This is a genomic window from Mycobacterium scrofulaceum (assembly GCF_002086735.1).
Taxonomy (GTDB): Bacteria; Actinomycetota; Actinomycetes; order Mycobacteriales; family Mycobacteriaceae; genus Mycobacterium; species Mycobacterium scrofulaceum.
Genome location: NZ_MVIJ01000083.1, coordinates 1 through 12,984 on the forward strand (window position 1 = coordinate 1; position 12,984 = coordinate 12,984).

Consider the following 12,984-nt stretch of genomic DNA (forward strand, 5'->3'; position numbering starts at 1 on the left):
CCACCGGCGAAGTCCGTCGTCCACCCGTTGCGGCGCGGGAATCAAGATGACCGAAGATAACCGTTCCCGGGCTTTATCGACGGGTGCGTGTAGCGGGTTAACCATTGTCGCTCCCCGGCCTGTGGTCGTCGTGGGATGGAGGATCGACCAGCTGTTTACAGTTGGGCCACCAATGTTAATAGTTATACATAATTGCCCTGTTTGTCAAACGGGTCCTTCGCGGTGGGGCGTGACAAAAGCGGTTGCTGCGCGCTAGCCGCCTGCCTGCGTTCGGCCCGTGCGTCAAGGAAACGTGTCTTCGGCCCTGTCTGTGAGAAACGCTCCGCTGAGGTGCAAAGCGTGACGCGCCTCGGGCAAGAGTCGAAACAGGGCTTGGAACACGTGAATCTGGCCGCGAAACACCTGAAGCCGCACGGATGCTCCTGCGGCGCGCATGCGCTCGGCGAGTTGACGGGAGTCGTCGAGCAGCATCTCCCTTCCACCGACCTGGATCAATGTCGGCGGCAAGCCGGTGAGATCTGCGGCGAGGACATTGACGCGGGGGTCGGTCGGGTGGGCATCGCCTACATAGAGGCTGAGCGCACGCGTTGCGGACCGGGCCGATGCGAAAGGATCGCGGCGGCGAGTTTCACGTGCCATCGCCAGCTGGCACGTCAGATCGACGACGGGGGACATGAGTAACATGCCATCGGGCGGCGGGGAGCGATGTGCGAGCGCGCCCAACGAGGTCGCGACGGCGAGTTGGCCGCCCGCCGAATCTCCCGCGATCGCCACCGTGCGGTTTGACGCCGATTCTTCAGAGCCGGTCAACCACCGGTAGGCCCTCAGTGCGTCGTCGGCGGCCGCGGGATACGGGTATCGCGGAGCCAGGCGGTAGCGGACGGCGAACACCGGCCTGAGCGACGCGGCAGACAGTTCGCCTAGCAGACCACGATGGGTCTGCGGGGAGCACATGGAAAAGGCGCCGCCGTGGATATAGAGAATCGGCGGCCCGTCCGGGTCGACGTCCGGGGCAACGATCCAGTCGCCTCTCACCCGATCGCCAGCAAAGACGGTGTCGACCTGTTCAACTCGCAATCCGCGCCGCGGGCGGGACGCAATGAGCGCCGCCCGAAGCACCCGGTCCATTACCGCGAGCCCGTACTGGTTAGACGGTAGTGCTTGCGTCAGTGGGCGCAGGATCCCGCGGGCCGACGTCGCGATGAGATAACTTGCCGTGCTCGGATGCTGTTCCGAGTAAAGGGTTGTCACGATGAGCTAAGTACCTTTTCAGTGGTGCGCCGCTCGAACGAATAGTCACCAAGGTCGAAGGTGCGACTACGCCAGAAAGATTCGAGGGTGGTCGTCGGGCGTAGCGGTACGTCGCCGTGTTTGTCGAAGTAGTAACTATTGGCGGTTGCGCAGCTGGGTTGCCAAAAGACTTGGCGGTGGCGGCGTTTGAGCATTTCGGCGAAGAAGCGGTCGTTGGCTTGCCGGGTTATTTCGACGTAGTTGGCGTGCCGGGACCGCGCATGGTGAAGGCATCGCACGATGTGCCTGGTCTGGGCTTCAATGAGCGTGAAGTACGAGGAACCGTTGTATCCATAGGGTCCGAAGATGGAGAAGTGGTTGGGGAATCCGGGCACGCTGACGCCTTCGTACGCTTGGAGCCGATTCTCGTCCCACCACTTGGCTTGATCGAGTCCACCGATCCCCCTGAGCGAATAGGTCGGCATGTTCTCCGGTTCCATCACTTTGAAGCCTGTGGCGAGGATGAGGACGTCGATCTCGTGCGATCGGCCGTCGACGGTGTGGACGGCGGCGGCATCGAAGTGGCTTATCGGACTGGTCTCGAGGTGGACGTTGTCTCGGTTGAATGTGGCCAGGTACTCGTTGTGAAAGCTTGGGCGCTTACACCCGAGCGCGTAACGGGGGGTCAGTTTTTGACGGACGGCGGGGTCGGTCACCTGGCTGCGCATGTACCGCAACGCGGCACGCTCGATGAGTGACGCCAAGGGAATGGCGGTGTGGAAGTGAGCGGCGACAGGGAACGTGACTTCGACGAAGGTTTGACTCGCTGCGCGCGCCGCGAGTTGTCCGCCGGGAGCGTATTTGAGGAACCCTCTTGCCAGCCGCGGCACCGGGAAGTCCAGTTTCGGCAGGCACCAGATCGGTGTGCGCTGGAACACGGTCAGCGCCTTGACGTCTTTCGCGATTGCCGGGATCAACTGCACTGCCGACGCGCCCGTTCCGATGACAGCCACCCTCTTGCCGGCGATGTCTTCGTTGTGGTCCCAGCGGGATGTATGCATGGTGATCCCGCCGAAATCATCGACACCGGAGATATCCGGCCGCTTGGGGCGTGTCAGGACGCCCGAGGCGTTGATCACGAAGCGCGCGGATAGGTCCTGTCCTGCGGCCGTGTGCAAGCGCCACAGGGTCGCGTCCTCATCGAACCAAGCTTCAGTCACCTTGACGGCGAAGCGGATTCGTGGGCTAAGACCGTACTTGTGCGCGCAGTGTCTTGCGTAGTCCTTCAACTCGTTGCCGTGCGCATACGTCCGCGACCATGACGACCGTTTTTCGAAGGAGAATTGGTAGCTGTACGACGGAATGTCGACGGCGATGCCCGGATAGGTGTTCCAATGCCACGTTCCGCCTACGTCGTCTGCCTCATCGACAATAAGAAAGTCCGAAAAGCCGGCTTTCAGGAGTTTTATCCCCATTCCGATCCCGGAGAATCCTGCACCGATCACGATGATTTCGAAGCGGTGCTTATCGCTGTGGTCCATACCGTCCTTCTGGCTTATCTGGGGGCTGATGCCAGGCACCTGTCGCCGACTGCCTAGCCGGAGCCAGTCGCGGCTCAAGCACGATCCACCATCCGCGGTGATGCTGCCTCGGGTGAAGCGGTTTGCGCCGAGAAACGAACACCTTCGCGCTTGTCGACGGACACGCGATCGTCGTTGCGCTGCCGTCCTCCTTTGCTTGCGCCGTGCGAACTCTCCGCGGCCAACTCGGGCCGCGCCCGCCTGGGCTTCTTGCGGGGAGGGGGCTGTGAACTCATCGAGTAATCGTCGAGCTCGACCCTCGCTAGTTGTCGGGCGAATTGGGTGGTGAAGCCGGGATACATGGTCCCGTTATAGCCGTCTTCGGTGAGGTACCAGCTCTTGCATCCGGAGTTCCACGTCGTGCCGGCAAGCCGACGCTGGAGTTGGGCGTGATAGCTGTTCTGCCGGTCCTCTTTGACGTCGAAGGTCTGAATACCGCCTTCGATGATTATGCCGATGGCGTCGACGATGTAGCGGATCTCCGCTTCCAGGTAGACCAAGGCCGAGTTGTGTCCTGGCCCGGAATTCGGCCCGAAGGTGAAAAAGAGGTTGGGATAGCCTGAGACGCTGACGCTCTTGTAGGCGTAGGCGCCGTTAGACCATTCCTCCGCAAGCTTTCGACCGTCCACGCCGGTGATGGGAAACGGTGTGCCGGCCTTGCACACATCGAAGCCGGTCGCGAATACGATGCAATCCACCTCGTGTTCGATGCCGTCCGCGGTGCGAATGCCGATGGGCGAGATGGTCGCGATCGGCCAGGTGATGAGTTTGCAATTGTTCTGTCGGAGAGCCGGATAGTAGTCGCTGGTCATCAGCATGCGCTTGCAGCCGGGCCGGAAGTCGGGCGTCAGTTGTCGCCGCATCCACGAATCTTTCACCTGGCGACGAAGGTTCGCCTTGGCCGCCCAGGCGATGGCGGTAGTGGCCGGGGTGTTCCACACCATGCCGACGGCCATGACTTCGTGCGCCCAAAACCATGCCTGGCGAGCGGCGCTCTGCAGAATCGGTAGCCGACCAAACGCGGCCTTGGCAACACTGGGGTGCGGAAAATCAGGCCGGGGAAGCACCCAACCGGGCGTCCGTTGAAACACTTTGACTGATCGCGCCGTCTTCACCAATTCCGGAACAATCTGCACCGCGCTCGCCCCGGTACCGATTACCGCAACACGTTTGTCGCTCATGTCATAGTCGTGATCCCAGCGCGCGCTGTGGATTTTGTGGCCTGCGTAGCTGTGCAGTCCGCGAATGTCAGGAAAATTTGCATTGGCCAGTGGGCCGCTTGCCATCACCACCGTGCGCGACCGGTAGCTTGACCCGCCATCCGTTTCGACGGTCCACGTGCCGCTGTCTTCGTCGAACGCCAGGCCGGTCACGTTGACGTGGAAACAGATGAAGCGCGCCAGCGCGTGCTTGTCGACCATGGCCTTGATGTAGGCGAGTATCTCGCTGCTTCCCGAGTACGCACGCGACCAGTCCGGATTTGGTTCGAAGGAGTACGAATACAACAATGACGGAATGTCGCAGGCGGCACCGGGATAGCTATTGTCACGCCAGGTTCCTCCGACCTCGCCCGCGCGCTCCAGGATGACGAAATCGTCGATACCCCGCTTGAGTAGTTGGATCGCCGTGCCAAGTCCGGCAAAGCCGGCTCCGATGATCAGAACACTGGTCGTGTCGCTCATCTGGCCACCGGTTCATAGGTCAGCTCATCAGTCCATGACGGCGTCTTGCCGAGCACTTGCGTGGGGAAGTGGTCGATCACCCTACCGAGGCGCTGCGAGATGAAGTGCAGCGGTTGGGAGTGCTTGATCGTGGCAGACATATGGGCCTTGAGGATGTGATAGGGGGGAACACGGCGGGTGTGCTCGCTGCGATCGCCGACGTTCGAGTAGCGGGTGACTGCGTTGTACAGCCTTTCCTCGGACAGGCCCCAGGCGTTCAGGTTTATCAGCATCCGGGTCAGCAGCGGGATGTAAAGCAACGCACCGGTAAGTACCCTCGGGTCGATAAGAGCTCCCACCGTCTGAATCGCATGGATCCTCATTGGGCTGGCGCCCAGGTCGTTGAGCACCTGAAAACCCACCGCCAGGTGGCGAGACTCGTCGCTGTTGACCTTGGCGAAAACTTCGCCGCACACGGGATCTGACACCTCGTCCACCAAAAACTTCAACAGTGCTCCGTCCAGAGCGGTTTCTAAAGCCGGTATGGCAGCACCGATCACCGTCAACGGAAGTGCTTCGGCGTATCGGTCCAGCCATTCGATGACCAGCCGGATGTTCTTGTTCGGCACCGGAGTCTCGCCCTCCTCGAGCATCCCCCAGCGATGCATGAGAGCGAGCTCCACGTTGGCGTGCCGCTGCTCTTCGGCGTGGAAATACCTGTAAATCTCACCCAACGCGTCGAACGGCGCCTTGGGGGCCATGGCCGCGAAAGCGCGGGCACCGACATGCTCGATCCATACCACGTCTGACATGAACTGTTTCAGGCTGGGGCGCTGTTCGTCGGTGATCAACTCGGCACCCGGTGCGTCCCAGTCGATGTCGGCCAGCGCCCACTGGCGGTCTTTAATCGTCTGCAGCATATCGCCGTATTCGAAAGCCATGTCTCCTCCTAGGTTGTGTCAACGCGTTATTCGCTGGATGAGTCCCATCGCGTGGGTGAAGGTACCCGGCATGGTTCTCTTGAGCTGCCAGAGGATTTTGGCGTCGAGTTGCGGCAGGACGTATAGCTGGCCGCGGTCGTGCGCATCCAGGGTGGTTCGTGCTACCGACTCTGGTGATACGCCGGTCCACTTCATCAAGTTGGCGGCTAGCGTGGCCGCCGATTCCTCGATGCGTGGATTGTCGACGATATTTGTTTTGACGAAGGTGGGGCATAGGACGGTCACCGTGACGCCGGTTCCGCTGAGCTCGGCTGCCAAGGTTTCGGACAGCGCGAGTACGCCCGCTTTGCTCACGTTGTAGGCGGCCATGCGGGGGGCCGCACCGAAGCTTGCCGCCGACGCGACGTTGATGAGCCCTCCGAATCCACGTTCCCGGAGCCGCGGGACAAAGACTTCGCAGCCGTGGATGACTCCCCACAGATTGACCGACAACGTCGCGGACCAATCGCTCGTGGATGTCGCACCGACGACGTTGCCTCCAGCGCCAATTCCGGCATTGTTGATCACCAGTCCGGGAGCGCCGCCGAACCACTTCTCGGCCGAATCGGCAAGATCCCGGACCTGATGCTCGTCTGAGACGTCGCAAACAACGCCGATGCCATGACCGCCCAGCTTGGAGATCAGGTCCGCTGTCTCCTTGGCGCGAATGCCGTCGATGTCGGCGCACACCACACGGCCGCCCCGGCGCGCCAGCTCGACGGCAAATGCGCGGCCAATGCCGCTGCCTGCACCGGTGATCACCGCGTCGGCACGGTCACTCCGGCGGGGGGGATTCCCAAACGGCAGCAGCCTCATCGGAGTATCCGCCGTTGCTGCGATCTGACGGTTGATTCCGTCGCTGCCTCGAAAGCAACTGGTGGCACCAGCCACCATTGTGGGCACATGCCGTCAGTTTGGTGTGACCTACGTTGCTTTGTCAAGATGGAAATGTGCGGACGAAGGCGAAACGATGGGGCGGGCGTACCGGCGCGGAACGCCGCGCGGAACGTCGGCAGCGTCTGATCGATGCCGCGACCGAGATCTGGAGCGAAAGCGGTTGGGCCGCAGTCACCATGAGGGGCGTTTGCTCCCGGACCAGCCTGAACGACCGCTACTTCTATGAAGACTTCAAGACCCGCGACGAGTTGCTGGTTGCCGCCTGGGACGGGGTACGGAACGAGATGCTCGGTGAGGTTTCCGCGACCCTCGCAGAACGCGTCGGGCAGCCGCCCCTCGAGACTATTCGCATGACCATCTCTATGGTGGTCGACCGCATCACACAAGATCCCGGCAGGGCAAAGATCTTGCTGACCCAGCACGTGGGCAGCTCACCGCTGCAAGACCGGCGCGCTGTTGCCCTGCAAGAGGCGACGCACCTCGTGGTCGCGGCGAGCAAGCCCCATCTGAGACCGGATGCCGATGAAACCGCGCTCCGCATGGACACCTTGGTGGCGGTTGGGGGCTTCGTCGAGCTGATCACCGCCTGGCATGCCGGCTTGCTCGACGTAAGTCAGGAGGAGATCGTCGAACACACCAGTCGGCTCGCCGAAACCCTAGCTGAACGTTATCTGGTGCACGCGCTCAGCGTCGATGACGTGCCCGGGACGCTACCGTCCTGATCGTGGGCGTCAAACCGGACACGCACTCAGCATCGCCGGGCGTGGCCGCGAGCCGATAGAGCGTTTGCCGATGCCCCGGATTCAGGAACCGGCGCCTCGCCTATGTTCTGCAGCAGCACGTAGGTGCCGAGGCTGCCCAGGAAACCTGCGCAGTGTTGGACGAGTTCATCAGTACTGAAGTCCAGTTCGCCGTCCAGCCAGCGGCGCAGAACCTCGAAGAGTCCTCCGACACCGAGGGTTGAAGCCAGATGCGCGACGCCCACCGCAGAGTCGGCGATATCCAGGTGAAGTCTGGCCTCGCGCAGCACGAGGTCGGCGAAACCGGCCATCAATTGGCTCCGCAACTCGCGAAGGAGTGGCTCCGTTGCGGATTCAACGAACAAAATGCGGGCCAGCCGAGGATCGTCTTCGATCATGTTGACCAGTGCGCGGATGGGGGCATACGCCAACACGTCGGGTGGCGCGCCGGCGTCTGGGATCGCTTGGACTATTACGTCTTGGAAGGTGGCATAGAGCTGCTGGTAGACGGCCCGCAAGAGCGCGTCGCGGTCGGAGAAATGCTGGTAGAAGTAACGCGAGGTGACACGTGACTCGGCGCAGACGGCAGTCACGGTGGTGGCGGCCACGCCTCGGGTACCGATCAGCTCGATAGCGGCGTCGATGAGACGTGTACGCCGGTGCTGATGGCGCTGCTCTGCAGACACTCCGCGATACACCCGGACTGAACGCATAGACACAGTTTGTCATCTAAATCTGACTAGGTATAAAGTCAGATTATTGAGGTCCGCTTGGAGATGGGAGTAGCACATGACCAGTGAGTCGCCCACACGGCCAGCAAAGAGGGTGCTGCCAAAGGCTCGCCGTGTCCGTTTCGCAATGCCTGCTGGGACCAGTCGCCAGCACTTCGTCGACGGCGACTTGGTGATGAGCCACTTTGTCTCTACCTTGTCGGCAACGTTCCCCGAGGGCGAAGACTTCTTCATCCGATCGGTGCGCCAGTACCGTGACCAGGTCAGCGACCCCGACCTCCAAGAGGCGGTCAAGGGATTCATCGCGCAGGAGGCCACCCACCGGCACCAGCATCGGCTGCTTAACGAGCGGCTCCAAGCGATGGGCTATCCGACCGACGGGATCGATCGGCACATCAAGAAGTTGGTTGACCGGCTCGAGAAGCGATTCTCTCCGAAGATGCGCCTGGCCGTGACGGCTGCCCTTGAGCACTACACGGCGACGTTCGCCGAAATCATTCTGACCAGCGACGAGGCACAAGAGCTGATCGGCGACACCGAGGTCCGGCCGATTCTGCTCTGGCACGCTTTAGAAGAATCCGAGCACAAGGCCGTCGCTTTCGACGTCTTCGAGACGGTCGGTGGAACCGAACGCACCAGGGTCTGGGGAATGCGGATTGCCACAGTCATCTTGTTCACCGAGTTGGTCATCCAGACCACTCGCTCTCTGGCGGGTGACCGCGCAGCCTACAACCCACTGCGCTTACTGCGCAGCCTTCGAGCCTTCCGTCGTTCCCCACTGTTCAGCCCGGACGCGGTGCAGCGCTTCCGTTCCTACACCCGCGCCGGCTTCCACCCCGACGACTGGGACAGCACCGAAGTCCTCGAACGCTGGGCCAAAGAACTCTTCGACTCCGATGGCGCCCAGCGAATCGGGAGCCGCGTCTAGCATCAACGGTGAGCGCGAGCAGAGAAGCACTGGCACTAGGTGGCTTACGAACTCGTCGTCGAAGGCGATCCCTACGGTACCGGCAGGAGCACACCGTCGATGAACCGGTCATTTCGAATTAGACGGGAGACTCATTCACCGCCGCGGGTTGTCGTCGACACAGACGCTGGCGCACCTACATGAACCGGGATGTTACTGGCCGGGGGCGCAGTGCTTGATCATCTCACCGAGGTTTTGGCCGACCCGCTCAGGTGCGATACCCACCGACGGCGGGTAGAGCATGATGTGGTCGAGTACCCCCTCGTAGCGGCGCAGCCCGGCGCGCACCTCGCTGGCGGTGCCAGCGACGCCCATCACGTCGATCATGTCGTCCGTCACCGCGTCGAACATGGCCGCAAAGTCACCGCGTGCGAAGGCTTCTCGGATAACGGCACCCTGTTTGGCGAATCCGCAGAAGTCGAGCAGCGGTTGGTAGGTTCTGACTGATGCGTAGAACGCGATCTGTTGCGCGACCTCGCGACGGGCGATTTCCGGGTCGTCGTGGATGGAGCACATGACCATTGACACAATCTCGACGTCGTCGGGATCGCGCCCGGTGCGTGCGGCGCCCTTGGCCACCGCGGGCCGCACGACTTCCTCCACGTAGGCGGTCGTGAAGAGCGGATGCCCGGCCAGCCCGTCAGCGACCCGGCCGGCGGCTTCGCACATCCGCGGGCGCACCGCGGCGGTGATGATCGGAATATCGCGCGCAGGCGGGTCTACCGGGCCGCTGGGGATGAGATTCATCTGGTAGAAGCGGCCTTCGTGGCGGACTGGTCCCTCGTGCAGGTTCCAGATGCGCCGAATAAGGGGTACGAGTTCCTCGACGCGCAGGGCGGGGGCGCTGGTATCGGCGACGCTGTGCCAGTTGCTCATCATCCGTTTGGTGCCGTTGCCGATGCCGAGCACGATGCGACCGCCGGACAGTTCGTCGAGATCGCGCGCCTCGGTCGCCAAGACCAGCGGGCTGCGTCCGACGCCGTAGAGAATCGACGACCCGATGCGACACCTGTCAGTCGAGGTGGCCATTGCCGCCATCGAGATGGATCCCGACCGGGTATAGAACTCCGATGCCCACACCGCGTCGAACCCGGCCTGGTCGGCCGCGGTGGCGGTGACCTTCATCGCGGCAAGGTCAGGGGCTAGGACAGAGAGTCCAAAGGTACTCACTACTGCGGCTCCATTGCGTTGTGTTGTGCTCCTGAGCGATGTCGGCGAGCCCGTTGGACGAGGAGCAGTCATCGTGGACCGGCCGGAAGCCAGTGCCGAACAGCTGCACCGGATCTCGCTGCTGCCAGTCTGTCAATCGTGCAACGCGAGCGCGCCTGTGGGGCAACTCGCCACGGCATCTTCGATCAGTGCCCTGTGACATTCGGGTGGCCCAGGATTCAGGATGTGGAGTTTCCCATCGTTACTGACCTCGAAGAAGTCGGGAGCCAGGCCTTCACACATCCCGATTGACGAGCATCGATCGCGGTCGACTGTGATTTTCATGCCACGCTGCCTCACGTAGTCGGGGTGAAGCGGACGGGAAGATGATTCACCCCGTGGAAGAAAGTGCTAACGGTATAGCTGGGTGGCCCGCAGACTTCAATATCAGGCAGGCGGTGCAGCAATTCCCGGAAGAGCGCGGCGAGTTGCTGCCGCGCCAGCTGATTGCCCAAGCAGTGGTGGATACCTCCACCTCCGAAGCTCACGTGCGGGTTGGGGTCCCGTGACAAATCGAACTTTTCCGGGTTGGTGAACACTGTGGTGTCCCAGTTGGCCGAGCTGTAAAAAAGTACGACCTTGTCACCTTCGGTGATCTGTTGTCCGCCCAGGTCGCAGTCGCGAGCTGCCGTTCGGCGGAAGGTCATGATCGGGGTGGCCCACCGGACGAACTCTTCGACCGCTCCTTTGATTCGTCCGTCGAAATCCTCCATCAGCCACGCTCGTTGATCGGGAAAGTCGGTCAAGGCTTTCATCGCATGACTGGTGCTTTGGCGCGTGGTGTCGTTCCCAGCGATCGTGAGAAGTATGAAAAACGAGACGATCTCATCTTCGGTGAGTTTTTCACCGTCCACTTCAGCCTGAACGAGGTTCGTCATGAGGTCGTCTTCGGGCTGCCGGCGACGTGCAGCGATGATTTCGCGGGCGCCGTCGCCTAGGAATCCCATCGCTTGGAAAAGGCGAGGTATGACTGGGTCGTCGCCCATCACCTCGGGGTCGCTCCACCCACCGGCATACCGTGATTCCCACGCGATGTCGCGGCGCATCGAGTCCGGCACGCCCATCATGTCGAAGATGTTGTGCATCGGCAGCAACGCCGCGCATTCGTCGACGAAGTCGGCCTTGCCCTGTGGAGCCAGGTCGTCGACGACGCGCTTCGCGTTGGCCTCGATCTGATGGTGGATCAGTCGCATCTGCTTCGGCGTGAATGCGGATGCCAGCAATCGTCGAATCTTGGTATGACGCGGCGGATCCATCGCAATGAAGCCTTGAGCGGTGTCGAGCAATTCCTGCGGGATCGACTCCATGACAATGCCCTGACCTGACAGGAAATCGTCGTGTCGCCGGGTCGCCTCGACAAGCAACGGATGCGTAACCACAGCCCAAAAGCCCCGGTCGTTCCCGTCGTCGATCATGGTGTGCTCGACTCGCGGGTGCCAGCTGATGGGAGCACGTTTGCGCAGTTCGGCGTATGTCTTCTCCCGGTCGGCGGCGGTGCCGGCCCAAAATGCAGTCGAGGACAAGTCGGCAGAATCATATGGACGTGCTGAACGCCGCTCCGCCGACGTTTTCAGTGCGGACGTCGTGCTGGCAATCATGAGAATCTCCTAAGGTTCGTGCGGCCCCACTCCAAGTGTTTACAATTATTCCTTCAGAGTCAACATTTGAACATAAAATCCTTAGTGTTAACGCGCCTCGCCTGCGGAGGAATGAACGCCCAAATAGCGAAGTGCGATCCGCGAGATGCGCTCCCCGGTCGTCTCGGCGTCGGCGGTCGGAAGCACGACGTGACTCACCGTCAGCCTTACCAGTGCATCGGCGACATCATTGACGTCATTGGCGTCCAGGCCTGAAAAGTGCTCGTTGAACCAGGTCACGAGGGCTGCCGAGGACAGCTCCAGTAGCGACGCAGAGGTCGGCAGGAGCGGCAACATACCGGTTGACTCAGCGACCGTCCTGTCCGTAGGCCGGTTCGATGTCAGCACCGCCTTCAAGAGCGGGCTCGCTTCCGCTTCCTTCAGTGTGTACGACACCGCAGCGGTGATGCCCCCGCCGACGTCTCCGGCGTGTTGTGCCAAAACTGCGTGAATGCCATTCAAGAAGCGTTCGCCTTCGGCCACAACCAGCGCGTCGCCCAGTCCCTGCTTATCGGTGAACTCCTTGTAGAGCGTCGGGCGGGACACGCCGACAAGCTCTGCGACTTCACCCATGCGAACGCGATCCCAGCCCTTCTCGATAGTGAGGGTCCGGGCAGCCCTCAAGACTTGCTCACGCATATGCCGGCGAAACGAGAGGCGAACGGACTCTGTTGGCATGGTGAGCAGGATATGCGTCTTGCACAAGTGTTCCGTCGGGGCTATCGAGGACCACGCCGACAACAATGCACTTCGCCGGTTTGGCTGTCCGGGTTCCGCTACTTCTCACCATGGCACTGTCATCATCCGGTGGAACTCGCGACATCGGCTTGGCGACCGCCACGCTTCGAGCTGATGCCAACGTCGCGATCGAAGTCTGGGGTTCCCCTGAAAAAATGGACACGGATAACTTGCTTCCGCGACAGGGTTCAGCGTCCGCTCGTAGTCGATAGGTGAGCGCGTCCCGATCGCTTAATGCCTTGGTTGATTATTGTAGAAGTTCATCCAATTGTCAACTCCTGCAATCAATTCCGCTTTGGTCGCGTAGGGTGTGCCGGTAGTAGCATTCCTGTTTGAAACTCGACCACAGCGACTCGGCGCCGACGTTGTCCCAGCATTACCCGCGCAGCGCCCACCGCGCGCGAACACCCCCCGCTGCACGGCCACGGTGACCAACTCGGTGCGCATGTGATCATCCACAGCCCAACCCAGTGCCCGCCGCGAGTGCTCGTCGCGGATCGCGCACAAGAACATGTCGCCCTCCCCGCAGCCCAGATAGGTGTAGGGGTCGGACCGGGGCGCGGTGTCGGCATTTCTACCGATCCGTTTCCCCGGCCCGCCCTCCGAACCCGCCG

12 protein-coding genes and 1 pseudogene are annotated in these 12,984 nt (G+C 61.7%); 2 read left to right on the top strand and 11 right to left on the bottom strand.

The genetic code is table 11. The features are described 5' to 3' along the window. Positions 1-282: 282 nt before the first annotated feature. From BST44_RS27595 to BST44_RS27615, 5 genes are all read right to left on the bottom strand, one after another. The gene (locus BST44_RS27595; RefSeq protein WP_007168397.1) at positions 283-1,251 is read right to left on the bottom strand and encodes an alpha/beta hydrolase; all 969 of its coding nucleotides are present in this window, start codon (positions 1,249-1,251) and stop codon (positions 283-285) included. Next, positions 1,248-2,771: a flavin-containing monooxygenase gene (locus BST44_RS27600; RefSeq protein ID WP_007168396.1), complete on the bottom strand. Its 1,524-nt coding sequence runs from the start codon at positions 2,769-2,771 to the stop codon at positions 1,248-1,250. The genes BST44_RS27595 and BST44_RS27600 overlap by 4 nt, the downstream gene beginning before the upstream one ends. 74 nt (positions 2,772-2,845) lie before the next feature. Further along, positions 2,846-4,492, bottom strand: coding sequence for a flavin-containing monooxygenase (locus tag BST44_RS27605; RefSeq protein ID WP_007168395.1), 1,647 nt, complete (start codon positions 4,490-4,492; stop codon positions 2,846-2,848). Further along, a complete protein-coding gene (locus tag BST44_RS27610; protein ID WP_007168394.1) occupies positions 4,489-5,412 on the bottom strand; it encodes a hypothetical protein in 924 nt (307 codons plus the stop codon). The genes BST44_RS27605 and BST44_RS27610 overlap by 4 nt, the downstream gene beginning before the upstream one ends. An 18-nt stretch (positions 5,413-5,430) precedes the next feature. Further along, positions 5,431-6,267, bottom strand: a complete 837-nt coding sequence (locus BST44_RS27615; protein WP_007168393.1) for an SDR family NAD(P)-dependent oxidoreductase — start codon at positions 6,265-6,267, stop codon at positions 5,431-5,433. Positions 6,268-6,401: 134 nt separating this feature from the next. Here BST44_RS27615 and BST44_RS27620 point away from each other — a divergent pair, with 134 nt between their 5' ends. Continuing rightward, positions 6,402-7,070, top strand: a complete 669-nt coding sequence (locus tag BST44_RS27620; protein WP_023900852.1) for a TetR/AcrR family transcriptional regulator — start codon at positions 6,402-6,404, stop codon at positions 7,068-7,070. 26 nt (positions 7,071-7,096) lie between these two features. Here the strand turns inward: BST44_RS27620 and BST44_RS27625 are convergent, their stop codons facing one another. Then, positions 7,097-7,801, bottom strand: a complete 705-nt coding sequence (locus BST44_RS27625; protein ID WP_057969459.1) for a TetR/AcrR family transcriptional regulator — start codon at positions 7,799-7,801, stop codon at positions 7,097-7,099. A gap of 76 nt (positions 7,802-7,877) precedes the next feature. On the opposite strand from BST44_RS27625, the gene BST44_RS27630 reads away from it, so the two are divergent. After that, on the top strand, positions 7,878-8,747 hold the full coding sequence (locus BST44_RS27630; protein WP_033712834.1) for a metal-dependent hydrolase: 870 nt from the start codon (positions 7,878-7,880) through the stop codon (positions 8,745-8,747). A gap of 192 nt (positions 8,748-8,939) precedes the next feature. On the opposite strand, the gene BST44_RS27635 is transcribed toward BST44_RS27630, so the two are convergent. The 5 genes and pseudogenes from BST44_RS27635 to BST44_RS30735 form a co-directional block, all read right to left on the bottom strand. After that, a complete protein-coding gene (locus tag BST44_RS27635) occupies positions 8,940-9,956 on the bottom strand; it encodes an LLM class flavin-dependent oxidoreductase (RefSeq protein ID WP_033717470.1) in 1,017 nt (338 codons plus the stop codon). 132 nt (positions 9,957-10,088) lie between these two features. Continuing rightward, positions 10,089-10,280: a ferredoxin gene (locus tag BST44_RS27640; protein WP_074021704.1), complete on the bottom strand. Its 192-nt coding sequence runs from the start codon at positions 10,278-10,280 to the stop codon at positions 10,089-10,091. An 11-nt stretch (positions 10,281-10,291) separates the two neighbouring features. After that, positions 10,292-11,593, bottom strand: a complete 1,302-nt coding sequence (locus BST44_RS27645; protein ID WP_007168386.1) for a cytochrome P450 — start codon at positions 11,591-11,593, stop codon at positions 10,292-10,294. Positions 11,594-11,680: 87 nt separating this feature from the next. Beyond that, positions 11,681-12,271 (bottom strand): TetR/AcrR family transcriptional regulator, encoded by a 591-nt coding sequence (locus BST44_RS27650; RefSeq protein WP_007168385.1) that lies wholly within the window; start codon positions 12,269-12,271, stop codon positions 11,681-11,683. Between the two features lie 330 nt (positions 12,272-12,601). Beyond that, positions 12,602-12,984: pseudogene (locus BST44_RS30735) on the bottom strand (hypothetical protein); the annotation flags it as partial.

What these genes read in the sequence shown, in the direction of transcription:
- BST44_RS27625 (WP_057969459.1), bottom strand. Translation starts at nt 7,801, where the DNA reads ATGCGTTCAGTCCGGGTGTATCGCGGAGTGTCTGCAGAGCAGCGCCAT.
- BST44_RS27645 (WP_007168386.1), bottom strand. Translation starts at nt 11,593, where the DNA reads ATGATTGCCAGCACGACGTCCGCACTGAAAACGTCGGCGGAGCGGCGT.
- BST44_RS27640 (WP_074021704.1), bottom strand. Translation starts at nt 10,280, where the DNA reads ATGAAAATCACAGTCGACCGCGATCGATGCTCGTCAATCGGGATGTGT.
- BST44_RS27605 (WP_007168395.1), bottom strand. Translation starts at nt 4,492, where the DNA reads ATGAGCGACACGACCAGTGTTCTGATCATCGGAGCCGGCTTTGCCGGA.
- BST44_RS27615 (WP_007168393.1), bottom strand. Translation starts at nt 6,267, where the DNA reads ATGAGGCTGCTGCCGTTTGGGAATCCCCCCCGCCGGAGTGACCGTGCC.
- BST44_RS27650 (WP_007168385.1), bottom strand. Translation starts at nt 12,271, where the DNA reads ATGCGTGAGCAAGTCTTGAGGGCTGCCCGGACCCTCACTATCGAGAAG.
- BST44_RS27630 (WP_033712834.1), top strand. Translation starts at nt 7,878, where the DNA reads ATGACCAGTGAGTCGCCCACACGGCCAGCAAAGAGGGTGCTGCCAAAG.
- BST44_RS27600 (WP_007168396.1), bottom strand. Translation starts at nt 2,771, where the DNA reads ATGGACCACAGCGATAAGCACCGCTTCGAAATCATCGTGATCGGTGCA.
- BST44_RS27610 (WP_007168394.1), bottom strand. Translation starts at nt 5,412, where the DNA reads ATGGCTTTCGAATACGGCGATATGCTGCAGACGATTAAAGACCGCCAG.